Consider the following 20021-nt stretch of genomic DNA (forward strand, 5'->3'; position numbering starts at 1 on the left):
GTCGTTAAGCTCTTCGGCGCCGATGGTAGTGGGGGGCTGTCCCCCCGTGAGAGTAGGTCGCTGCCAGGCAATATGGAGGATTAGCTCAGCTGGGAGAGCGTCTGCCTTACAAGCAGAGGGTCATAGGTTCGAGCCCTATATCCTCCATTTTAGTGCCGGTCTAGCTCAATTGGTAGAGCAACTGAATCGTAATCAGTAGGTTGGGGGTTCAAGTCCTCTGACCGGCATTTTATTTATGAGCCACTAGCTCAGGGGTAGAGCATCTGACTTTTAATCAGAGGGTCGAAGGTTCAAATCCTTCGTGGCTCACCATTTATCAATTGTATTACTATGCGGAAGTAGTTCAGTGGTAGAACATCACCTTGCCATGGTGGGGGTCGCGGGTTCGAATCCCGTCTTCCGCTCCATTTGTTTTAATTTGTGTTGTGCCGGGGTGGCGAAATTGGCAGACGCACAGGACTTAAAATCCTGCGGTAGGTGACTACCGTGCCGGTTCGAGTCCGGCTCTCGGCACCATTCATTCTGTTTTGCGCCCTTAGCTCAATTGGATAGAGCGTCTGACTACGGATCAGAAGGTTGGGGATTCGAGTTCTCTAGGGCGCACCATATCGGGAAGTGGCTCAGCTTGGTAGAGCACCACGTTCGGGACGTGGGGGTCGCAGGTTCAAATCCTGTCTTCCCGATCTTTTTTTGTCTTTTTTTAGATGGGGCCTTAGCTCAGCTGGGAGAGCGCCTGCTTTGCACGCAGGAGGTCAGGGGTTCGATCCCCCTAGGCTCCACTTAAGCAAGAATTCCTGACAGACGAATCGATGGCTGAGTTCAGGAAAGAGAAGGTATCTCATGAGTCTATTCAGGCTTTGAGATGCCTTTTTCATTTTGCCTGATATTTTGGAGGAAGAATGTTTCCTCGCTTGAAAAGGGCTGAGCGATTTGAGGAGCGCCCGGGTTAAAGTCATTTTCTGATCGCTTGGTAAAAAATCGATGGGGGAATTTTTTTAGCTGTTCGTCATTTGGGCATCGCCGATGGATTTAATATTAATGATCACGGTCGCTCATCATGAACGCCCGGGAATGGACAATGCTGTCCGGCAAATTAACAGAATAAAATAAATGTGAATAATCTGAATATAACAGCCGGGTTTTGTTCATGTTTGTTCCGTCATCAGTAGAGCAGTCTTTTTCGTTGGCATGAATCCGGGTCAGCAGTCTGAGTACCCGGCACGGGAACGGTTTTTTCTGATCGGCGGATTAGAAGCACGCAGAGTGGAGCGGCCCGGCGGAGTGGGGGGAGTCCGTCAGAAGGAAGGTTGATTATTTGGTAAATATCATTCATAATTGAATTATAGTCAAAGTTAGTCAAAGTCAGGGAGGAGATGCCTCCGATGAGGAACATATCTGATATCATTGAAAAATATATAAAAGAAATCCTGGATTCAAGCGATATCATTAAATTGAAAAGAAGCGAACTGGCGGAAAAATTTCAATGCGTTCCCTCACAGATAAATTATGTACTGAAGACACGTTTCTCTATTGAAAGAGGTTACGTGGTTGAAAGCAAACGCGGAGGAGGGGGATACATTCAGGTTATTAAGGTACGGCCGGTTACGGATGCGGATTTGATTGACGAAATGATTGGTCTGATCGGTTACAGGTTGACAGAAAATATGGGTGAATCGATAATTCTTCATTTGCTTGAAGAACAGGTCATCAATGAACGCGAGGCAAGGCTGATGATGAGCGCCATCGATCAGACGATTCCTGACCTGGGTGTCCCTTTAAGAGACGAAGTGCGTGCGAATATTTTAAAGGCCATGCTTCAGTCACTGACGTATAAACGCTGAAGGGCAGCCGGCCGTTGCTTAAAAAGCCGCAGAGGCTGTCGAAGGGCAATCGAAAATGCTTGCTTTTTTCCGTCGATCCGCCGGAGTTGCTGGGCTGGTTTAGTAAAATCGTACGGACTGGAAATAATAAATTCTCTGCCGCTTTTTAATATGGAATAAAATGTTTGACACGACGAATGAAACGTAATGAATCGTTCCGTACAATGCCGGAGTGCTGAAAAAGATACCGACCGCTTTTTTGTTTTTCCGGTTCACCGCAAGAAAGAGGAATTTATGAGTGATGCGGCGAAATAGTAATAAGCGGCGAACCCATCCATCCAAATAAAATGGATCGCGGGATAACAGTGTGTCAAGAACTGGAAGGGTGCTTCAACAGTCTGTCGTGATCGGGAGGAGCGTCTTCGATGAGCGGCCATTCCCGTAAAAATTTATTAAATAAGCGGATGTTAAGCGAAAAAAGTTGAAGATTTATAAGAGGTTCTCTACAATAGACAAAACGGGAGCAATGAGCAATGATTGCTTCCTGGGCGGTACGACCCGGCCTGTAGCCACTATCAAAAAATATTCAATTGAATATTTTACAGGTATGAGAGAATTTTGAAAGAAACGGCGGGTCATTATTATCGTTGCTAAATGAGTCGGTGAACGGAGAGTACGATTAAAGGAGGCCACCATTATGATGTTTGGACGATTTACGGAACGCGCTCAAAAGGTGCTTGCGCTTTCTCAGGAAGAGGCCATGCGGCTGGGGCACAACAATATCGGTACTGAGCACATACTGCTCGGTCTTGTCCGTGAAGGTGACGGAATTGCTGCTAAAGCTCTTATGGCTTTGAATCTTAGTCCCGAGAAGATCCAGAAAGAAGTAGAAGCTTTGATCGGCCGCGGGAACGAAATAGTTCAGACACCTCACTATACACCGAGAGCGAAACGGGTTATCGAGTTGTCAATGGATGAGGCGAGAAAAATCGGCCATTCCTATGTAGGAACGGAACATATCCTGCTGGGGCTCATTCGTGAAGGCGAAGGAGTGGCTGCCCGGGTGCTGAACAATCTCGGCGTCAGTCTGAATAAGGCCAGACAGCAGGTGCTGCAGCTGCTCGGAAGCCACGAGGCGACGTCCGGTGGGGCACAGGGGCGGGCTGCGGCACATGCCAGTACGCCGACGCTTGACAGCCTGGCACGCGATCTGACGGCGATGGCCAGCGAAGGCAGTCTCGATCCTGTCATCGGCCGCAGCAAGGAAATTGAACGTGTCATTGAGGTGCTGAGCCGCCGGACGAAAAACAATCCGGTCCTGATCGGCGAGCCGGGCGTTGGGAAAACGGCCGTTGCGGAAGGCCTGGCACAGGAAATTGTCAACAATGAAGTGCCGGAAATTCTCCGCGACAAACGCGTGATGACGCTGGATATGGGCACAGTCGTAGCCGGGACAAAATATCGGGGCGAATTTGAGGACCGTTTGAAAAAAGTGATGGACGAAATTCGTCAGGCAGGAAATATTATTCTATTTATCGACGAGCTGCATACGCTGATCGGTGCAGGCGGCGCTGAGGGTGCCATTGATGCGTCGAACATATTAAAGCCGTCGCTGTCGCGCGGAGAATTGCAGTGTATCGGAGCGACGACGCTTGACGAGTACCGTAAGTATATTGAAAAAGATGCCGCGCTGGAAAGGCGCTTTCAGCCGATTAAAGTCAAGGAGCCGACCAAAGATCAGTCGGTTCAAATATTGAAGGGATTGCGCGACCGCTATGAGGCGCACCACAGGGTCAAGATCACCGATGAAGCGATTGTTGCGGCCGTCTGGCTTTCCGATCGCTATATTTCCGACCGGTATCTTCCTGATAAAGCGATCGATTTGATGGATGAGGCTTCGTCAAAAGTCCGTCTCCGCTCTTATACGGCTCCGCCGAATCTTAAAGAACTGGAACAGCGGCTTGAAGCGGTCAGAAAAGAAAAAGATGCTGCGGTACAGAGCCAGGAGTTTGAGAAGGCTGCCTCATTGCGCGACAGTGAACAGAAGCTGAAGGAGCAGGTGGAGGTCAGCGAAAAGGAATGGAAAGAGAAGCAGGGCAAAGAGAATACCCAGGTTCTGCCTGACGACGTGGCTCTCGTCGTAGCCAATTGGACCGGCATTCCGGTTGTCCGGCTTGAGCAAAAAGAAAGCGAACGGCTGCTTCACATGGAAAACATCCTTCACAAGCGTGTCGTCGGACAGGATGAAGCCATTAAGGCGATTTCTCACGCGATCAGGAGAGCACGGGCCGGTCTGAAGGATCCGAAGCGGCCGATCGGTTCATTCATTTTTCTCGGACCGACAGGGGTCGGCAAAACCGAGCTGGCGCGGGCGGTTGCCGAAACGCTGTTCGGCGATGAAGAGGCCATTATCCGTATCGATATGTCGGAATACATGGAAAAACATACGACATCCAGACTTGTCGGCTCTCCGCCGGGATATGTCGGCCATGAAGAGGGCGGACAGCTGACGGAAAAAGTCCGCCAGAAGCCTTATTCGGTTATTCTGTTCGATGAAATTGAAAAAGCGCATCCCGATGTCTTCAATATTCTGCTTCAGGTGCTGGATGACGGACGTCTTACAGATTCCAAGGGACGGACGGTTGATTTCCGCAACACGGCAATTATTATGACATCCAATGTGGGTGCGAGTGAACTGAAACGAAATAAGTATGTCGGTTTTGCGGTCGGCGGGGAAAACCATGAGTACAAGGAAATGAAAGATAAGGTCACAGGCGCGCTGAAACGTGCTTTCAGACCGGAGTTTCTCAACCGAATCGATGAGATCATCGTTTTCCATGAACTGACGAAACCTCAGTTGTTGGAGATAGTCTCTATGCTGGCGGAACATCTGAGAAACCGTCTGTCGAGCCAGGGGATTGTCATCGAGCTGACCGATGCGGCAAAAACACAGATTGTCGAGGAAGGCTATGATCCGGAGTATGGGGCAAGGCCTCTGCGCCGCGCGCTTCAGCGGCGCGTCGAAGACAAATTGTCCGAAGAGCTGCTGAAGGGCAACATTGCAAAAGGAACAGATGTTGTGATTGATTATAAAGACGGGGTATACGAGGTCATTAAGAAAGAAGAAGCCGTGGCAAAATCCTGAGACACGATTTTTCCGGGATGATCTGCCGCGCGAGAAGAAGCCAAAGTGATCGACAAGCCTTGGCTTCTTTGCGTGTTTTAAAAAAAAATCGGGCTTATTTTACGAGACAGTGCTGAAAGGTGATTCATTAAATGGCAAAAACAAAAACGGTTTTTGTCTGTCAGGAATGCGGCTATGAGAGCCCGAAATGGATGGGGCGCTGCCCGGGCTGCCAGAACTGGAATACGCTGGTTGAGGAGACAGTACGCCCTGTCGAATCGGCGGGACGCGTGCATCAGCGGCGGGACAGCAAGCCCTCCCTGCTGACGGATGTAGAATTGGAAGAAGAACCGAGAATACTGACCGGGATGAAAGAATTTAACCGTGTGATGGGCGGCGGAGTCGTGCCTGCTTCGCTTACCCTTGTCGGCGGAGACCCGGGCATCGGCAAATCGACGCTTCTTCTGCAGGCCTCCGATCAGCTTGCGCGAAATGGGCGGAAGGTTCTCTATATTTCGGGAGAAGAGTCGCTGCGCCAGACGAAGATGAGGGCCCGTCGGCTCGGCATTACTTCGGACTGCCTGTATGTACTGGCGGAAACAGATATTCATCAGATTGAGGCCCATCTTCAGGATGTCCGGCCGGAGATCCTGATCATTGATTCAATCCAGACTATTTATAATTCCGACATGTCTTCGGCTCCCGGAAGCATTTCACAAATTAAAGAATGCACCGGAGAGCTCATGCGTCTTGCGAAAACAAGCGGCATCGCAGTTTTCATTGTCGGCCATGTCACAAAAAACGGCGCGCTGGCCGGACCGAGGACGCTGGAGCACATGGTAGATACCGTTTTATATTTTGAAGGAGAACGCCATCATACATTTCGTATCCTGAGGGCGGTTAAAAACCGCTTCGGTTCAACGAATGAAATGGGTGTTTTCGAAATGAAAGAATCCGGACTGAGCGAAGTCGCCAATCCTTCTGAAATCTTTCTGCAGGAACGGACGAAGGGGGCGGCCGGTTCCGCAATCGTTGCTGCAATGGAAGGCACCCGTCCGGTCCTGGTCGAGGTCCAGGCTCTGGTGACACCGACCAGCTTCGGTTATCCGCGCCGGATGGCAGCCGGTATGGACAGCCACCGGGTTTCGCTGCTGATGGCCGTTCTCGAGAAACGGGTCGGTCTGCTGCTTCAGAATCAGGATGCCTATATTAATGTCGCCGGCGGGATTAAGCTGGATGAACCGGCCATCGATCTGGCGGCAGCGATCAGCATCGCCTCCAGTTTCCGCAACCAGCCGACACAGATTACGGACATTTTTATCGGCGAAGTCGGCCTGACCGGCGAAGTGAGGCGCGTCTCACGCATTGAGCAGAGGGTGAACGAGGCTTATAAGCTGGGCTTTTCAAGAGCCTATATTCCGGAGAAAAATCAGGGCGGGTGGTCTCCCCCGAAAGGAATGCAGCTCGTCGGTGTTGCTTCGCTTAACCAGGCCATCGATCTTGCGCTGGGCGGTTCGGAAGATCTTAAACCCGGATCCGAATTCTTTCCGTCCGATTTATAAATATACGGCGGATAAGTTCTCGGGAAAACGATGAATTTTGAAATGATCATGTTTCAAACGAACATAATGACAGAAGCAAGTTTTGATTTTGTCATTTTGTCTATACTGCTTAGAGGAGGTGATTGGATATGTTGAAACGAATGATTCAGCTATTTTTTATTCTATTGGGCGGTACATTAGGTTTTGTCTATATACCAAAAGTGATTCTTCTGTTGAATTTCGGAAGCGGGATCCCGGATTGGATTGCTTCCCCGTTTACGGGGATGGTCATCGGTGCTGTGATTTTAGCTTTATTAACTTTTTGGTTTGTGGACTCATTGACAGATTTGATAAAAACTTTCGAGGACAGAATAATAAAGGTACCGGCGATCGATGTTGTGTTCGGTACGATCGGTCTTGTCTTCGGCCTTGTGATTGCTTTCCTGATACAGTTTCCCCTGGAGAGCCTGAACATTCCGGGAATCAGCACGGTGCTTCCGATCTTTGTGTATGTTTTCTTAGGTTATTTCTTTTTCCAGGTCGGCTTTAAGAAGCGTGATGAGCTGCTGAACCTTTTTCATTTGCCGAACCGATCGAAGGAACGAAAGAAAGATGCCCGCCCGGAATTGCAAAAGCTGAACGGAATCAGTCCTTACAAAATTTTTGATACGAGCGTGATCATCGACGGAAGAATTGCGGATATTTGCCAGACAGGATTTTTGGAAGGAACGATGGTTATTCCGCATTTTGTACTCGAGGAGCTGCAGCATATAGCGGACTCTTCGGACGTCCTGAAACGGAATCGCGGCCGGCGGGGACTGGATATTCTCAATAAAATTCAAAAAGACCATTTGATTGACGTTGATCTTTATGAGGGCGACTATGACGACATCACGGAAGTGGACAGCAAACTTGTCCGGCTTGCCAAAGAGGTAAGCGGCGTGGTCGTGACCAACGATTTTAATTTAAATAAAGTCTGCGAGTTTCAAGGGGTTCACGTGCTGAACATCAACGACCTGGCCAACGCGGTCAAGCCGGTTGTTCTCCCCGGGGAAGAACTCCGTGTACAGGTTATTAAAGACGGGAAAGAGCAGAATCAGGGTGTCGGGTATCTTGACGACGGTACAATGATTGTGGTAGAAGAAGGACATAGGTATATTGGCAAAACCATTGAAGTGATCATAACCAGTGTGCTGCAGACATCGGCAGGGAGAATGATTTTTGCCAAACCCAAATTGCTTGAAAAGGCGCTTTGATTTTGCATAAAGCGAAAGCAGGGCGGCTGTATCCGGGGGCTTAGCAGATGAATTATCGAGTGGTGATCGTTGCGGCAGGGCAGGGCACGCGTATGGGAGCGGAGATGAATAAGGTCCTGCTTACTTTGCGCGGAATCCCCGTCATTATATATACACTCCGCGTGTTTGAGAAGGATCCCGACTGTGCGGGGATTGTTCTTGTCATCAGAGAATCCGAGAGAAAAACTTTTGATGAATTGATCCGCAAATATCGCATCAGCAAAGTGACCGAAATGACGGCAGGCGGAAGAGAACGTCAGGAAAGTGTTTATAACGGACTGATTAGACTGGGAGACTATCAGGATCAGATCGTGATGATTCATGACGGCGCCCGTCCGTTTGTTACGAGAAATCAGATTGTGAGGGTCGCCGAAGCGGCAGACCGCTGCGGCGCGGCACTTCTGGCCGTCCGGGTAAAAGACACGATCAAACAGGTGGCCTATCACAAAGTAAGTCAAACATTGGAACGCGAGAGCTTGTGGGCGGCGCAGACCCCGCAGGCTTTTCGCATGTCCGTCATTATGCAGGCGCATCGTGCCGGCAGGGTGAAGCATTTCAGGGCAACGGACGACGCTTCGCTTGTTGAACAGCTCGGCCGGGCGGTGGAAGTGGTTGAAGGCAGTTATCGCAACATCAAGCTGACGACGCCGGAAGACATGATCATTGCGGAAAAGTTCGTTCAGGAAGAGGAGAAAGCAGATGCGAATAGGCCACGGGTTTGATGTCCACCGATTTGCGGAGAATAGAAAACTGATTGTGGGCGGCGTTGTCATTCCCTACGGGTTGGGACTCGCCGGGCACTCCGATGCAGACGTTCTGCTTCATGCGATCAGCGACGCGCTGCTCGGGGCCGTCTGTGAGGGGGACATCGGCGGGCACTTTCCCGATACGGATGAGGCCTACAAAAACGCCGATTCAAAAGTACTTTTGGCGGAAGTGATGTCCGTTGTCCGAAATAAAGGGTACGATGTCGGAAATATTGACAGTGTCGTGATTGCGCAAAAGCCTAAATTTGCTCCATATATTCAGGAGATGCGCCGGACGATTGCCGGCGTTTTGCACACAGATCGGGATCGGGTCAATATTAAGGCGACGACGACCGAAAAAATGGGTTTTACCGGACGAGGGGAAGGCATTGCTGCCGAAGCCGTCTGTCTCCTGGAAAAAATTGAACGAAATTGAGCCGGCAGGCATGATCCGTGTTAGAATAAAAAAGAATAACGGAAAGTGGTGAAAGCAGTGGCCAATGAAGTGAGGGTACGCTATGCACCGAGTCCGACCGGATTCCTGCATATCGGCAATGCGCGTACCGCGATTTTTAACTATCTGTTTGCCCGCCATGCGGGTGGCAAGTTTATCATTCGTATCGAGGATACCGACCAGAAACGAAACGTCGAGGGCGGGGAAGAAAGCCAGCTGAAATATCTGAAGTGGCTGGGGCTTGAATGGGATGAAAGTGTTGATGTGGGCGGTGAATACGGCCCTTATCGGCAGATGGAACGGCTGGATATTTATAAAAAGTACTGGCAGGAACTGCTGGATAAAGGCTTGGCCTATAAATGCTACTGTACGGCAGAGGAGCTTAAGGCTGAACGTGAATCGCAGATGGCCCACGGCCAGACACCGGGGTATTCGGGAAAGTGCCGTCATCTGACGGAGGAGCAGAGAGCGCAGCTTGAAGCGGAAGGCAGAAAACCGACCATCCGTTTTCGGGTGCCGGCCGATCAGAAAATTGATTTCGACGATATTGTAAAGGGACATGTATCATTCAGCACGAACGATGTCAGCGACTTTGTCATTGTTAAACAAAACGGTGTGCCGACTTACAATTTTGCCGTTGTCATCGACGACCATTTAATGAAAATGACTCATGTCCTTCGCGGGGAAGAACACATCTCCAACACACCGAAGCAGATCATGCTTTTTCAGTCATTCGGCTGGGAGGCGCCCGTATACGGACATATGACGTTGATTGTCAATGAACATCATAAAAAGTTAAGCAAACGGGACAACAGCATCGTTCAGTTCATTGAACAGTATAAAAACATGGGCTTTCTGCCTGAAGCGCTGTTTAATTTTATCACGCTGCTGGGCTGGTCGCCGAAGGGCGAAGAAGAGATCTTTTCACGGGAAGAATTTATCAAGCTGTTCGATGCCGACCGGCTGAGCAAGTCTCCCGCAATGTTTGACAAGTCTAAGCTCGAATGGATGAACGGACAGTATATTAATAAAATTTCGGCAGAAGATTATGTGAAGTTCACGGTTCCGTATCTGATTGAAGCCGGGCTTCTTCCGCAGCAGATGACTCCTGAACAGAAGGAATGGGCAAAACGTGTGGTCCTCCTTTATCAGGAACAGCTTCATTACGGTGCGGAGATTGTCAAACTGACCGGAATGTTCTTTAATAAAGAAGTAGGGCTGAACAATCTGAGCAAGGATGAGAAAAAAATTCTTGCAGGCGAGCAGGTTAATGAAGTGATTACGGTGTTCAACAGGGAACTGAAAAGCCTGACGGAATGGAAGGCGGAAGAGATTGCCCTGAAGGTCAAGGTTACACAGAAAGAGACCAAGCAGCGCGGCTGGAAGTTGTACATGCCGATACGCGTAATTGCGACCGGCTCGGCTCACGGTCCGGAATTGCCGGAGGCGCTGGAACTGCTCGGCAGGGACATCGTCATTGAACGAATGGAAAGCTACTTGAGCATGCAGGAAAAAGTCTGAAAGTTTTCCGCGCAGTCTGCAGGGAATGGCAAGAATTTGCCGTTCCGCATAATGTGGAAATGAAAATAGAAAACGCGTTGAAGAGATTAAAGTAAGGATTTTCCTTCTTGGACAGAGAGAACGGTCTCCGGCTGAAAACCGTTCAGACAGGAAAATCACTGAATTGCCTCTCTGAGTTTTCCGCTGAACGGATGAGTAGGCGGAAACGGCGGCCGCCGTTATCGGTTTAAGTGGAGAGTACAGCTCTCAAACAAAGTGGAACCGCGCTATGAAGGCGTCTTTGTGTCGGATGATACAAAGACGCCTTATTTTTTGAAGGAAATAATCATGAATCGGAGGTGAATCCGTGGTGTGGAATATCATTGCAGAAGATTTGAATAACGTGTTCGATCAGGATCCTGCGGCGAGAAACAAATGGGAAGTGATCTGGACCTATTCCGGGTTGCATGCCATATGGGCGCATCGGGTTGCGCACTGGCTGTGGAAGAAAAAACTTTTCTTTTTTGCCCGCGCGCTTTCGCAATTAACCCGTTTTCTGACAGGCATAGAGATTCATCCGGGAGCCAGGATCGGCCGGCGCTTTTTCATGGACCATGGTATGGGGATTGTGATCGGCGAGACCTGCGAGATCGGCGACGATGTGACCCTTTTTCAGGGGGTGACCCTCGGCGGAACAGGCAAAGAAAAGGGGAAAAGGCATCCGACGGTCGGCAATGACGTGCTGATCTCTGCGGGAGCCAGGGTGCTCGGATCGATCACGATCGGCGACCATTCCAAAATTGGTGCGGGTTCGGTCGTGCTGCACAATGTCCCGGCGGGTTCGACAGTAGTAGGCATCCCCGGCCGCGTCGTCAGGCAGAACGGCAGAAAAGTACACCATCATGATCTCGATCATGCGGATCTGCCCGATCCTGTTGCCGACAAAATCAATCAGCTGGAAAGGGAAGTAAGGCTGCTGCACCGGGAAATTGAGGAATTAAAAGAACTTGATAAGAGGGAGACTGAGGTAGAATGACGCTCATGGTCTATAACACGTTGACGAGAAAAAAAGAGGCATTTGTTCCCATAGAAGAAGGTAAGGTCAAGATGTACGTCTGCGGACCTACCGTTTACAATTATATTCATATCGGCAACGCGCGTCCGGCCATCGTTTTCGATACGGTTCGCCGTTATTTTGAATATCGCGGCTATGATGTAAACTATGTATCCAACTTTACAGATGTCGATGACCGGCTGATTCATGCGTCTAAGGAACGGCATCAGCCGGTACCGGAAATTGCCGATCGGTTTATTAAGGCTTTTCTCGCCGATGTGGGCGCCCTGAATGTAAAGAAAGCGACAATCAATCCGCGGGCGACGGAAACCATGCCCGAAATCATTGCGTTTATCGGCCGGCTGGTCGATATGGGTTTTGCCTATCCCGTTAATGGGGATGTTTATTACAGAACAAGAAAATTTAAAGATTACGGCAAACTCTCGCATCAGTCCGTCGACGATTTGAAATCGGGCGCCAGGATTGAAATCGGCGAAAATAAAGAGGACCCGCTTGACTTTGCCCTGTGGAAGGCGGCCAAGCCGGGTGAAATTAAATGGTCGAGTCCGTGGGGGGACGGCCGCCCGGGCTGGCACATTGAATGCTCGGCAATGGTTGATAAATATCTGGGGGAAACGATTGATATTCATGCGGGCGGAACCGACCTTATTTTCCCGCATCATGAAAACGAAATCGCTCAATCGGAAGCGCTGCATCACTGCGCAATGGCCCATTACTGGCTGCATAACGGTCATATCCAGATTAATAACGAAAAAATGTCGAAATCGATCGGCAATGTGATTCTGGTTCACGATCTGATCAAAAAGTACGATCCGCTTGTCGTACGATTCTTTATTTTGACCGTTCAGTACCGCCACCCGATTAACTTCAGCGACGAATTGCTGAATGACGCGGTGCAGGCATTCGGACGGTTGCAGACCGTGTATTATAATCTCGATCATCGTTTGAAGGATTTTAGCGGGAAGGCGGACGCGGATGAGAGAATGGAGCATTATCGGGACCGATTCATCGAAGCGATGGACGACGACTTTAACACGGCCAATGCCATTTCCGTCCTGTTCGATCTTGCCAAGGATGCCAATATTGCTCTGCAGCGTACGGATACAGACATGGGGCTGCTGTTTTCATACCGGCGCGTGCTCTTTGAACTTTCGAACGTACTCGGCCTGAAGCTTGAAGGTGAGACCGAAAGCATGCTGGACAGCGACGTGGAAGCAATGATTGAAAGACGGGAGACGGCGCGGCAGCAGAGACAATTTGCCTTAGCCGATGACATAAGAAATCAGCTGAAAAACGCCGGTGTCGTCCTGGAGGACACACCGCAGGGCGTGCGCTGGAAAAGAGGGCAGGAATGAACATGGCCGAAAAACAGGCTCCGGATCAGATGAGCAGTCTGGCACTGGCCTATATGGGCGATGCGATCATCGAAGTCTATGTGCGCAGAGCCGTAATTAGCAGCGGTGCAGCCAAGCCGCATCTGCTGCATACTCTTGCGGTGGATTATGTATCGGCAAAGGCGCAGTCGCGGTTCCTCCATGAACTTGCCGAAGAAGGCTTTCTGACCGAAGATGAGCTGAATATTGTCAGGCACGGCCGGAACGCCAAATCGCATTCCGTTCCAAGAAATACGGATGTACAGACATATAACTTCAGTACGGGATTTGAGGCGCTTATCGGTTATCTTTATTTGACCGGCGGCAAAGACAGGATTGAAGAAATCATGAAAAAGATGTTTGCCAATCATCCGGTCGGAAGGGGAAAGGATTCGTGAACGATGAATGGATTGTCGGACGCCATCCCGTGTCGGAGGCCATCAGATCCGGAAGAGAAATCAATAAAGTGTGGCTGAATAAAGAGGGACGGGGATTTTCCGGCCTGCTTGAACTGATCAAGGAAAACGGAATCGCCGTGCAGTTTGTTCCAAAGCAAAAGCTTGATCAGCTGTCCCCGTCCGCCCAGCATCAGGGTGTCGTGGCTTCGGTCGCCGCTTATCGCTATTCAGGGTTGTCGGATTTGTTTAACCTTGCGAAAAAGCGCGGGGAACCTCCCTTTTTTCTGATGCTGGATAATATTGAGGATCCGCACAACCTCGGTTCGATATTGAGGACGGCAGATGCTTCCGGCTGTCACGGCGTCATCATTCCGAAGCGCCGCTCGGTCGGGTTGACTTCGGTCGTGGCCAAGGCCTCGACGGGTGCGATTGAGTATGTTCCGGTGGTACGCGTGTCCAACCTGGCCAATACAATGGACGCCATGAAAAAACAGGGGGTCTGGTTTGCCGGAACGGCCGCGGACGGCAGCGAGGATTACCGCAGGGCAGATTATGCTCTGCCGCTTTGCCTGGTGATCGGTAATGAGGGCAGCGGCCTATCACAGCTGGTACGAAAAAAGTGCGATTTTCTGATCCGTATACCGATGAAAGGAAAAGTCACGTCTCTGAATGCTTCGGTCGCGGCCGGCCTGCTCATGTATGAGGTGTTCAGACAGCGCGACCGGCAACGGTGAGCACAATGAACGAGATTCTGATTGTCGACGGCTATAATGTGATCGGTGCATGGAACGAACTGAAGGAATTGCGGGAGAGGGATTTCGAAAGCGCGAGGGATCTGCTGATCAATAAAATGGCAGAATATCAGGCAGTTACAGGCTGTCGCGTGATCATTATCTTTGATGCCTATCTGATCCCCGGCCAGGAGACGAAAACGAAGAAGTCGACGGTCGAAGTGATCTATACCAAAAAAAGCGAAAAGGCGGATCAGAAAATAGAAGGTCTGATCAAAAAGCTGCAGAACGTAAAGACGCGTATACATGTCGCGACCTCGGATATGGCGGAACAATGGGCGGTGTTTTCCCAGGGCGCTCTCCGAAAACCGTCCAGGGAACTGATTGAAGACATCCGAAAAATTGACCGTCAGATCGGAAAGGCGACGATGAATAATGAACGGCTGCCGGGCAAGCGATCGGTCATCCAAATTGATGAAGAGACACGGGCGAAGCTGGAAAAGATGAGAAGAGGTTTTTGAATTTTCTTGACGATTGGAATTTTATTACTGTATAATGTTTTTACTAAAGGCATCATGAGCTCGGAGGGATAAAAATGAGTTACGATCCGGTTAGGGCTGATATGGCAGTGTTTCGTTCACTTGATGATGAAAAAGTACTGAAAGTAGTTCATGATGGCAGCGGAGAAGCCTTGGAGTATCTCATTTTTAAATATAAAAATTTTGTGCGTGCAAAGGCGAAGGCCTATTTCCTTGTGGGTGCCGAACGTGAGGATATTATTCAGGAAGGAATGATCGGTCTTTTTAAGGCGATCCGTGATTACAGAGGGGACAAGCCGGCTTCATTTAAAGCGTTTGCGGAGCTTTGCATCACCCGGCAGATGATTACGGCGGTCAAGACAGCGACGCGGCAGAAACACATCCCCTTGAATTCTTATGTTTCGCTTGATAAACCGATCTACGATGAGGAATCGGATCGTACGCTGCTCGATGTCGTCTGTGAAACTCAGTCAAGCGACCCGGAAGAATTGCTGATCAGCCGGGAGGAGTACGACAATATAGAGGAAAAACTCTCACGGATCTTAAGCGATCTGGAACGCAAAGTATTGAGCCAGTATCTTGACGGGCGTTCCTATCAGGAAATATCCGCCGATTTGAAACGCCATGTGAAATCGATTGATAATGCGCTTCAACGGGTGAAGAGAAAACTGGAGCACTGCATGCAAATAAGGGGGCTGAGCTTATAATATCCCCGGCGTCAGAGTATGCGGCTTTGTATGTTTCGTTGACAGAGGCCAGGCTATACGCTATACTCGAGACGGTATAGATTCGTTGATCAGAAAGGCTGTTAGATGCCTTTCTTTTTAATGTAAAGCAAATGCGTAAATAAATAGAGAGAGAGAATAATCGAAAAGGGCGGGAAACCTGCCCGGCCTTATTTAGCAGCGGAATCAGGTGTGTGTCTTGAGAAAAAAGATCGTTCTTGCCTGCTCGGTCTGCAATTCAAGAAACTATACAATGACGAAAAAAGCGGACAATGACAGGGATCGGGCTGAACTGAATAAGTATTGCAAGACCTGCAAAGCGTACACATTGCACCGGGAAACGAAGTAGACTTTTAGACGGAGGTATTGCAGAGGATGTCAGGCATCAACAAAGGGATCGGGAAATTTTTTCGCAGCATCATCACCGAAACGAGGAAAATAAGCTGGCCGACACGCAATGAACTTTTGAAATATACAGTCACTGTTGTTATTACCGTCGTTTTTTTAGCTATTTTCTTCGTTCTTGTAGATTTAGGCATTTCGCAATTGATGCACCTGATCACAAATCGATGACTGTTCGCCGTATCGTTGTTTGACGGACCAATAATTTGGAGGAAGAAAGTTATGGAAAAGAACTGGTATGTCATTCACACATACTCGGGCTACGAAAACAAAGTCAAGACAAACCTGGAAAAAAGAGTTGAATCGATGGGCATGGCCGATAAAATATTCCGGATTCTTGTCCCTGTGGAAGAAGAAACGGAAATAAAAAACGGGCAGAAAAAAACGGCCATGAGAAAGGTCTTCCCCGGTTATGTGCTGACGGAGATGATCATGACGGATGATTCGTGGTATGTGGTCCGCAATACTCCGGGTGTAACGGGCTTTGTCGGTTCAACGGGTGCGGGCTCTAAGCCGATCCCTCTCCTCCCGGAAGAAGTAGATGCGATTCTGAAGCAGATGGGTCTTAAAGAACATGTCGCAGATGTAAGCTTCGAACTTAAGGAACAAGTGAAGGTTAAGGAAGGACCATTTGCAGATTTTATCGGCAGTGTCGAAAGCATTGACCGCGAAAAAAGCAAGCTGAAGGTCCATGTCAATATGTTCGGACGGGAAACGCCGGTTGAACTGGACTTCGATCAAGTGAAAAAAATCGACTGACGACTGCCGGGAGACTGGATATTTTCTCCGATCTTGCATTTTAGCGCCGACAAATGTATAATCTTGATGTTTGTATGATTTAAAACGATCTCACCATCGCAGGATAGAAAGATTGAAAAGTGTCATAGAGGCTTATGAGAAAGTGTGGGAGGGAATGTCCCGTACCACAAATTGTTGCAGGGAGGTGCTCTCATGGCAAAAAAAGTAGTTAAATTAGTAAAACTGCAGATTCCGGCAGGCAAAGCAAATCCGGCTCCGCCGGTGGGTCCGGCACTGGGCCAGGCGGGCGTTAACATTATGGGCTTTTGCAAGGAGTTCAATGCACGTACATCCGACCAGGCGGGTCTGATCATTCCGGTTGAAATTACCGTATTCGAGGACCGCTCGTTTACATTTATTACGAAGACGCCGCCTGCGGCCGTTCTTCTGAAAAAAGAAACGGGCATTGAGTCCGGCTCGGGTACGCCGAATACGAAAAAGGTCGCGACCATCAAGCGCGACAAAGTCCGTGCAATCGCCGAACTGAAAATGCCTGATCTGAATGCGGCCGACGTTGAAGCGGCGATGCGGATGGTTGAAGGAACGGCGCGCAGCATGGGCATTGTCGTAGAAGACTGATTGTCCGCGCACAAAGAGGCATAAAGGCCGCTGAAGTGTTTTTTAGATCGGTGGGAGGTCCAATACAAACCGTTATGACCACAAAGGAGGAATTTCAATGGCCAAAAAAGGAAAGAAATATCTTGAAGCCGCAAAAGCAGTTGATCGTTCCAAAGCTTACGATATTGAAGAAGCCGTCGGTCTGGTGAAAAAAATCGCTTCGGCCGGCTTTGATGAATCGGTGGACGTAGCTGTCCGGCTCGGCGTGGACACAAGAAAGAATGATCAGCAGGTCCGCGGCGCGGTTGTGCTGCCGAACGGTACAGGGAAGACGCAGCGCGTGCTCGTCTTTGCCAAGGGCGAAAAAGCCAAAGAAGCGGAAGCGGCAGGAGCGGATTATGTCGGCGAACAGGAATACGTTGAAAAAATCAACGGCGGCTGGTTTGATTTCGATGTCGTTGTTGCGACTCCCGATATGATGGCTCAGGTCGGCCGTCTCGGCCGGGTGCTCGGTCCGAAGGGCTTGATGCCAAACCCGAAAACCGGTACAGTCACTTTTGATGTTGAAAAGGCGGTCAAGGAAATCAAAGCCGGTAAAGTAGAGTACCGTGCCCAAAAAGACGGGAACGTTCATGTTCCGATCGGCAAGGTTTCTTTTGAGGCCGGCAGGCTGGTTGAAAATTTCAATGTCCTGATTGAAACGCTGATTAAGGCGAAACCGGCTGCCGCCAAGGGAACCTACCTGAAGCACATTGCGATCTCGTCAACGATGGGACCCGGTGTCGAGGTTTCGACTGCTTTTGCCAGATAAGCGTGTGAGACGTTCTTGACAAGCTTGACAGCAGGACTGAAACTCAATATAATGACTACTGTTTGTTAAAATTAAATCAAATATTAATTACCGTAGACAGCAGGGGCATTTTCAATGCTTAATTTTTCCCGGCCGAGGTTTGCAAATTCTTGATAACAATTTTGTGTTGGATAGATGCGTACCCTCTTGTCACCCGGCTTGAGGGTTTTTTGATAGGCCTTTCTTTAGCGGAGAAACAAAACTTCTGAATGCGGAAAAAAAGCAACAGGGAGGTGCAACGGGAATAATGAGCAATGAAAAAATACTTGAGGCGAAGAAACAGATTGTTGATGAAATCGCCGGGAAATTAAAAGAAAGTGTTGCGACGATTGTTGTGAATTATCGCGGACTTTCCGTCGCAGAAGTCACGGAACTTCGGAAACAGCTTCGCGAAGCAAACGTGGATTACAAGGTATACAAGAATACCTTCGCACGCAGGGCGGCCGCGCAGGCAGATCTGAGCTCTCTCGACAGCGCGCTTAAGGGGCCGACGGCGATCTCGTTCAGCAAAGATGACGTCATTGCTCCGGCAAAGGTGCTTTACAATTTTTCGAAAGATCACGAAGCACTGGAAATCAAAGCGGGCGTAATTGAAGGCAAAGCGACGTCGCTTGATGAGATCAAAGCACTTGCGGAGCTTCCTTCAAGGGAAGGCCTTCTGTCGATGCTGGCCAATGTCCTTCAGGCGCCGATCCGCAAATTGGCGATCGGGGTCAAGGCAGTTGCCGAACAGAAGGAAGCTTGAACCGTCGGTCTGACCGGTTCCGGAAAATAAGGGTTTACGTAGATAATAACAAAATTTTGAGGAGGATTATTTTCAATGACTAAAGAAGATATCATCGGCGCGATTAAAGAAATGTCCGTTCTTGAACTGAACGACCTTGTAAAAGCAATTGAAGACGAATTTGGTGTGACTGCTGCCGCCCAGGTTGCTGCGCCGGCCGGCGGTGCAGGTGCTGCGGCAGAAGAAGAAAAAACGGAATTCGACGTTGTTCTGGCCGAAGTCGGTCAACAGAAAATCAAAGTTATCAAAGTTGTCCGTGAAATCACGGGCCTCGGCCTGAAAGATGCAAAAGCACTGGTTGACGGTGCACCTAAGGCTGTCAAAGAAGGCGCTGCTAAAGAAGAAGCCGAAGAAATCAAAGGCAAACTTGAAGAAGTTGGCGCAAAGGTAGAACTGAAATAAGTTCGAAATCAGGCCCGCGCTTGCGCGGGCTTTTTATTTTACTTTAAATATGTGAATGATTAAAAAAGATAGCCGTTTGTACGGAGAGAACATGCCGCTTCGTTCGGGTATCTTTTACTATTCTTTTTAAGGTGAGTTATCTATGGGCGAACACTACTATTCACAGCACCCCCAGGCGGCGAGCCATCGCCGGACCGTGACGGTACAATTGAGAAGTCAGGCGTTTACTTTTGTTACAGATGCCGGGGTGTTTTCAAAAAAAGGCGTCGATTTCGGTTCCGAACTATTAATCGAAGCCTTCAGGGAGCCCGTCATACCCGGAAAAATTCTGGATATGGGCTGCGGCTACGGGCCGATCGGGATTGCGCTTTCAAAATCATTTCCGGAACGCCCGGTAATGATGGCCGATATAAATGAGCGGGCGGCCGAGCTTGCCGAAGAAAATGTCCGGGTCAACCGGGTGCGGGCAAAGGTGTGCCGGAGTCATTTATTTGAGCAGATCGACGGACGATTTGCTGCGATTGTCACGAATCCGCCGATTCGCGCCGGGAAAAAAATAGTTTATCGGATTTTTTCCGAAGGTTATGATTTCCTGGAGAGCAAAGGAGAATTATGGACGGTCATTCAAAAGAAGCAGGGGGCTCCTTCGGCACTTAAGGCACTTCAGTCGATCTTCGGGACAGTTGATGTGGTCGTGAAAAAGAAGGGTTATTTTGTTTTTTGCGCAAAAAAAGATTGACTTTGAAATGTGACTATGATATTATGATTTAATGCTAACATCGGTGTAGTTCTAGGTATAAAATTCCCTCACTGGGGGAAAACTAATCAAATAATTTTTGAACTGCGGTAAGCTAGCTCAGATGTTTGGTTTGCCGATTTTTTCAATATGCTTGATTTGAGGGGTGA

Annotated in this window: 21 protein-coding genes, 8 tRNA genes and 2 other annotated features; all 29 genes read left to right on the forward strand. The window is 49.2% G+C overall.

The features are described from left to right. Positions 1-74 precede the first annotated feature (74 nt). The 29 genes from Q6A92_RS11770 to Q6A92_RS11910 all read left to right on the forward strand — a co-directional run bounded on the left by Q6A92_RS11770 (position 75) and on the right by Q6A92_RS11910 (position 19854). Positions 75-147: transfer RNA gene (locus Q6A92_RS11770), tRNA-Val, on the forward strand. Between the two features lie 7 nt (positions 148-154). After that, a tRNA-Thr gene (locus tag Q6A92_RS11775) sits at positions 155-227 on the forward strand. Positions 228-237: 10 nt separating this feature from the next. Next, positions 238-312: transfer RNA gene (locus tag Q6A92_RS11780), tRNA-Lys, on the forward strand. Positions 313-332: 20 nt separating this feature from the next. Beyond that, positions 333-407: transfer RNA gene (locus Q6A92_RS11785), tRNA-Gly, on the forward strand. A 20-nt stretch (positions 408-427) separates the two neighbouring features. Beyond that, positions 428-516, forward strand: a tRNA-Leu gene (locus tag Q6A92_RS11790). A gap of 13 nt (positions 517-529) precedes the next feature. Then, positions 530-606: transfer RNA gene (locus Q6A92_RS11795), tRNA-Arg, on the forward strand. Positions 607-609: 3 nt separating this feature from the next. Then, a tRNA-Pro gene (locus tag Q6A92_RS11800) sits at positions 610-683 on the forward strand. A 23-nt stretch (positions 684-706) separates the two neighbouring features. Next, positions 707-779, forward strand: a tRNA-Ala gene (locus Q6A92_RS11805). A 603-nt stretch (positions 780-1382) separates the two neighbouring features. Next, on the forward strand, positions 1383-1841 hold the full coding sequence (locus tag Q6A92_RS11810; RefSeq protein WP_274401815.1) for a CtsR family transcriptional regulator: 459 nt from the start codon (positions 1383-1385) through the stop codon (positions 1839-1841). Between the two features lie 676 nt (positions 1842-2517). Beyond that, entirely contained in the window at positions 2518-4965 is a 2448-nt protein-coding gene (gene clpC / locus Q6A92_RS11815; protein ID WP_332238267.1) for an ATP-dependent protease ATP-binding subunit ClpC, read from the forward strand. A gap of 131 nt (positions 4966-5096) precedes the next feature. After that, positions 5097-6506, forward strand: coding sequence for a DNA repair protein RadA (gene radA / locus Q6A92_RS11820; RefSeq protein ID WP_332238268.1), 1410 nt, complete (start codon positions 5097-5099; stop codon positions 6504-6506). 128 nt (positions 6507-6634) lie between these two features. Further along, the gene (locus Q6A92_RS11825) at positions 6635-7741 is read left to right on the forward strand and encodes a PIN/TRAM domain-containing protein (RefSeq protein ID WP_274401819.1); all 1107 of its coding nucleotides are present in this window, start codon (positions 6635-6637) and stop codon (positions 7739-7741) included. 47 nt (positions 7742-7788) lie between these two features. Beyond that, the gene (gene ispD / locus Q6A92_RS11830; RefSeq protein ID WP_332238269.1) at positions 7789-8502 is read left to right on the forward strand and encodes a 2-C-methyl-D-erythritol 4-phosphate cytidylyltransferase; all 714 of its coding nucleotides are present in this window, start codon (positions 7789-7791) and stop codon (positions 8500-8502) included. Next, entirely contained in the window at positions 8480-8962 is a 483-nt protein-coding gene (ispF, locus tag Q6A92_RS11835; RefSeq protein ID WP_274401822.1) for a 2-C-methyl-D-erythritol 2,4-cyclodiphosphate synthase, read from the forward strand. The genes ispD and ispF overlap by 23 nt, the downstream gene beginning before the upstream one ends. A gap of 57 nt (positions 8963-9019) precedes the next feature. Continuing rightward, positions 9020-10501 carry a glutamate--tRNA ligase gene (gene gltX / locus Q6A92_RS11840; RefSeq protein WP_274401823.1) on the forward strand — a complete coding sequence of 494 codons (1482 nt, stop codon included), beginning with the start codon at positions 9020-9022 and terminating at the stop codon, positions 10499-10501. A 68-nt stretch (positions 10502-10569) separates the two neighbouring features. Next, positions 10570-10786, forward strand: a binding site (T-box leader). 64 nt (positions 10787-10850) lie between these two features. Continuing rightward, positions 10851-11516 (forward strand): serine O-acetyltransferase EpsC, encoded by a 666-nt coding sequence (gene epsC / locus Q6A92_RS11845; RefSeq protein WP_443029728.1) that lies wholly within the window; start codon positions 10851-10853, stop codon positions 11514-11516. Further along, a complete protein-coding gene (gene cysS, locus Q6A92_RS11850) occupies positions 11513-12910 on the forward strand; it encodes a cysteine--tRNA ligase (RefSeq protein ID WP_274401825.1) in 1398 nt (465 codons plus the stop codon). The genes epsC and cysS overlap by 4 nt, the downstream gene beginning before the upstream one ends. A 2-nt stretch (positions 12911-12912) precedes the next feature. After that, on the forward strand, positions 12913-13326 hold the full coding sequence (locus Q6A92_RS11855) for a Mini-ribonuclease 3 (RefSeq protein ID WP_443029726.1): 414 nt from the start codon (positions 12913-12915) through the stop codon (positions 13324-13326). Next, positions 13323-14060 carry a 23S rRNA (guanosine(2251)-2'-O)-methyltransferase RlmB gene (gene rlmB / locus Q6A92_RS11860; protein ID WP_274401827.1) on the forward strand — a complete coding sequence of 246 codons (738 nt, stop codon included), beginning with the start codon at positions 13323-13325 and terminating at the stop codon, positions 14058-14060. The genes Q6A92_RS11855 and rlmB overlap by 4 nt, the downstream gene beginning before the upstream one ends. A 5-nt stretch (positions 14061-14065) precedes the next feature. Then, on the forward strand, positions 14066-14578 hold the full coding sequence (locus Q6A92_RS11865; protein WP_274401829.1) for an NYN domain-containing protein: 513 nt from the start codon (positions 14066-14068) through the stop codon (positions 14576-14578). 74 nt (positions 14579-14652) lie between these two features. Then, positions 14653-15303 carry an RNA polymerase sporulation sigma factor SigH gene (gene sigH / locus Q6A92_RS11870; RefSeq protein WP_274401831.1) on the forward strand — a complete coding sequence of 217 codons (651 nt, stop codon included), beginning with the start codon at positions 14653-14655 and terminating at the stop codon, positions 15301-15303. Between the two features lie 217 nt (positions 15304-15520). Continuing rightward, positions 15521-15670 carry a 50S ribosomal protein L33 gene (rpmG, locus tag Q6A92_RS11875; protein WP_274401832.1) on the forward strand — a complete coding sequence of 50 codons (150 nt, stop codon included), beginning with the start codon at positions 15521-15523 and terminating at the stop codon, positions 15668-15670. 26 nt (positions 15671-15696) lie between these two features. Next, positions 15697-15894 carry a preprotein translocase subunit SecE gene (gene secE / locus Q6A92_RS11880; RefSeq protein ID WP_274401834.1) on the forward strand — a complete coding sequence of 66 codons (198 nt, stop codon included), beginning with the start codon at positions 15697-15699 and terminating at the stop codon, positions 15892-15894. A gap of 51 nt (positions 15895-15945) precedes the next feature. Beyond that, the gene (nusG, locus tag Q6A92_RS11885) at positions 15946-16482 is read left to right on the forward strand and encodes a transcription termination/antitermination protein NusG (RefSeq protein WP_274401835.1); all 537 of its coding nucleotides are present in this window, start codon (positions 15946-15948) and stop codon (positions 16480-16482) included. Between the two features lie 192 nt (positions 16483-16674). Continuing rightward, on the forward strand, positions 16675-17100 hold the full coding sequence (gene rplK, locus Q6A92_RS11890; protein WP_188804676.1) for a 50S ribosomal protein L11: 426 nt from the start codon (positions 16675-16677) through the stop codon (positions 17098-17100). Between the two features lie 97 nt (positions 17101-17197). Next, positions 17198-17890, forward strand: a complete 693-nt coding sequence (rplA, locus tag Q6A92_RS11895; protein ID WP_332238270.1) for a 50S ribosomal protein L1 — start codon at positions 17198-17200, stop codon at positions 17888-17890. 72 nt (positions 17891-17962) lie between these two features. Beyond that, positions 17963-18110: a sequence feature (ribosomal protein L10 leader region), on the forward strand. A gap of 66 nt (positions 18111-18176) precedes the next feature. Then, positions 18177-18674, forward strand: coding sequence for a 50S ribosomal protein L10 (gene rplJ, locus Q6A92_RS11900; RefSeq protein ID WP_274401839.1), 498 nt, complete (start codon positions 18177-18179; stop codon positions 18672-18674). Between the two features lie 75 nt (positions 18675-18749). Further along, positions 18750-19115, forward strand: a complete 366-nt coding sequence (rplL, locus tag Q6A92_RS11905; RefSeq protein ID WP_274401840.1) for a 50S ribosomal protein L7/L12 — start codon at positions 18750-18752, stop codon at positions 19113-19115. Positions 19116-19257: 142 nt separating this feature from the next. Next, positions 19258-19854, forward strand: a complete 597-nt coding sequence (locus Q6A92_RS11910; RefSeq protein ID WP_332238271.1) for a class I SAM-dependent methyltransferase — start codon at positions 19258-19260, stop codon at positions 19852-19854. Positions 19855-20021 lie beyond the last annotated feature (167 nt).

It is taken from the genome of Sporolactobacillus sp. KGMB 08714 (genome assembly GCF_036598985.1).
GTDB lineage: Bacteria > Bacillota > Bacilli > Bacillales > Sporolactobacillaceae > Sporolactobacillus.

Excerpts from the sequence above, each read along its gene's own strand:
- Q6A92_RS11810 (WP_274401815.1), top strand. The coding sequence starts at position 1,383 with ATGAGGAACATATCTGATATCATTGAAAAATATATAAAAGAAATCCTG.
- clpC (WP_332238267.1), top strand. The coding sequence starts at position 2,518 with ATGATGTTTGGACGATTTACGGAACGCGCTCAAAAGGTGCTTGCGCTT.
- radA (WP_332238268.1), top strand. The coding sequence starts at position 5,097 with ATGGCAAAAACAAAAACGGTTTTTGTCTGTCAGGAATGCGGCTATGAG.
- Q6A92_RS11825 (WP_274401819.1), top strand. The coding sequence starts at position 6,635 with ATGTTGAAACGAATGATTCAGCTATTTTTTATTCTATTGGGCGGTACA.
- ispD (WP_332238269.1), top strand. The coding sequence starts at position 7,789 with ATGAATTATCGAGTGGTGATCGTTGCGGCAGGGCAGGGCACGCGTATG.
- ispF (WP_274401822.1), top strand. The coding sequence starts at position 8,480 with ATGCGAATAGGCCACGGGTTTGATGTCCACCGATTTGCGGAGAATAGA.
- cysS (WP_274401825.1), top strand. The coding sequence starts at position 11,513 with ATGACGCTCATGGTCTATAACACGTTGACGAGAAAAAAAGAGGCATTT.
- Q6A92_RS11855 (WP_443029726.1), top strand. The coding sequence starts at position 12,913 with ATGGCCGAAAAACAGGCTCCGGATCAGATGAGCAGTCTGGCACTGGCC.
- Q6A92_RS11865 (WP_274401829.1), top strand. The coding sequence starts at position 14,066 with ATGAACGAGATTCTGATTGTCGACGGCTATAATGTGATCGGTGCATGG.
- sigH (WP_274401831.1), top strand. The coding sequence starts at position 14,653 with ATGAGTTACGATCCGGTTAGGGCTGATATGGCAGTGTTTCGTTCACTT.
- secE (WP_274401834.1), top strand. The coding sequence starts at position 15,697 with ATGTCAGGCATCAACAAAGGGATCGGGAAATTTTTTCGCAGCATCATC.
- nusG (WP_274401835.1), top strand. The coding sequence starts at position 15,946 with ATGGAAAAGAACTGGTATGTCATTCACACATACTCGGGCTACGAAAAC.
- rplK (WP_188804676.1), top strand. The coding sequence starts at position 16,675 with ATGGCAAAAAAAGTAGTTAAATTAGTAAAACTGCAGATTCCGGCAGGC.
- rplA (WP_332238270.1), top strand. The coding sequence starts at position 17,198 with ATGGCCAAAAAAGGAAAGAAATATCTTGAAGCCGCAAAAGCAGTTGAT.
- rplJ (WP_274401839.1), top strand. The coding sequence starts at position 18,177 with ATGAGCAATGAAAAAATACTTGAGGCGAAGAAACAGATTGTTGATGAA.
- rplL (WP_274401840.1), top strand. The coding sequence starts at position 18,750 with ATGACTAAAGAAGATATCATCGGCGCGATTAAAGAAATGTCCGTTCTT.
- Q6A92_RS11910 (WP_332238271.1), top strand. The coding sequence starts at position 19,258 with ATGGGCGAACACTACTATTCACAGCACCCCCAGGCGGCGAGCCATCGC.